General features: G+C 43.9%; 2 protein-coding genes. Both read right to left on the bottom strand.

From position 1 onward, the window contains the following. Positions 1-27 precede the first annotated feature (27 nt). Entirely contained in the window at positions 28-336 is a 309-nt protein-coding gene (locus DW981_RS14690; RefSeq protein WP_118508249.1) for an acyl carrier protein, read from the bottom strand. A 583-nt stretch (positions 337-919) separates the two neighbouring features. Then, positions 920-1,257: hypothetical protein (locus DW981_RS15290; protein ID WP_182434316.1), on the bottom strand; the 338-nt coding region annotated here is incomplete at its 5' end.

Below are 1,257 nucleotides of genomic sequence, written 5' to 3'. Positions count from 1 at the left end.
CTCTGTTGTGACCATCCTGCCCATCCGTCATCCCTCCCGCACCTGTCTGGCTATCATTTCACAAAAACTGCCTGTATTGCTGAAATTTTCACTCAACAGATCCACATCAGCAAACGTAATGCCAAAACACTCCTCCACATCAGCAATGATCTGCATCACCATCAGCGAATCCGCCCCCAGATCTTCAAAAATGTCGGTTTCTTCCGTGATCACTATAGGATCTCCGGTCTCCGGATCCGGTTCTACATATCGACGCAGGATTTCTGATAATTTTTCCAAAATCACTGCATTGTCTGTCATTGTGCCGTTACTACTGCCATCTGTCATTCTATCCATCACTTTCTCTCCCTCTAATTATTTACTCAAACTTCCCATACCGAAAGTTATTCTTCGAACCACATATTGCTTATTATGTCAAAGTATACTATGTATTTTGCAGCCACTACATAGTGATTTCTGCCGTCAGAGAACTATAGTAATTGCCTTGCCGCATTTTCGTTTTTAGTGATTTCTAGATTTTGTTGTCTCTGATGATTGATTTACATGCCTTACGGAGAACTCGTCGTCCCGGAAGCAAGGTATTCATCATTTTTGAAAGGGACTTTGCGCTCGTCGTTACTTATGTCTCGTACTTCTGAGACATTAAGTAACGTGACGTAGCGCATCGTAGCGAAAGCGTCCCGTCAAAAATGGATGATACCTTGCTAAACCGGGACATCTCAGACAATCCTTCAGGCATGTATTCATCAGAGACTTAACAAAATAAGAAATCACGCAAAAACTCTGCATCCTGCGGCAATTATCTTAGCTCTCTGACGGCAGAACAAGTTAGCTTGTGGGCTGCAAAATATCATATTTATTGCTGACATAATAAGCAATATGTGGTTGTTAGAATTTGAGTTATGGGAAGTTTGAGTTATTAATCTGCAGCACTTTCTACATCCCCTGTCTGCTCCGGTATCATGCACCAAAAAAACTTCAACTTGCCGGTCAGTTCATCCGGGAGAAGCTGCTCATAGTATCGAAATAAAAACGCTGCCTCCCCTACCAGGCTGTCCCGGATAAATTCACAGAATAATCCCTCGATCTCTTCCGGTTCACCATCTGTTGCCATAAAAATCTCAAACGTATCCACTGTCGTCTGCCGCACCTGATACTGATAGATCCGTCCCTCCATGCAGCACTCTACCGCCTGGATGACCCTGCGGAACAGGTTGGCAGATATCCTTTGTCCGTCCTGCAGACGGATCATGTCAT

This window comes from Clostridium sp. AM49-4BH, from assembly GCF_003478335.1.
In the GTDB taxonomy this organism is placed as follows: domain Bacteria; phylum Bacillota; class Clostridia; order Lachnospirales; family Lachnospiraceae; genus Butyribacter.
Note: the sequence above shows the minus strand (reverse complement) of the source record. Positions and strands in the feature narration are given on the sequence as shown.

Excerpts from the sequence above, each read along its gene's own strand:
- DW981_RS14690 (WP_118508249.1), bottom strand. The coding sequence starts at position 336 with ATGGATAGAATGACAGATGGCAGTAGTAACGGCACAATGACAGACAAT.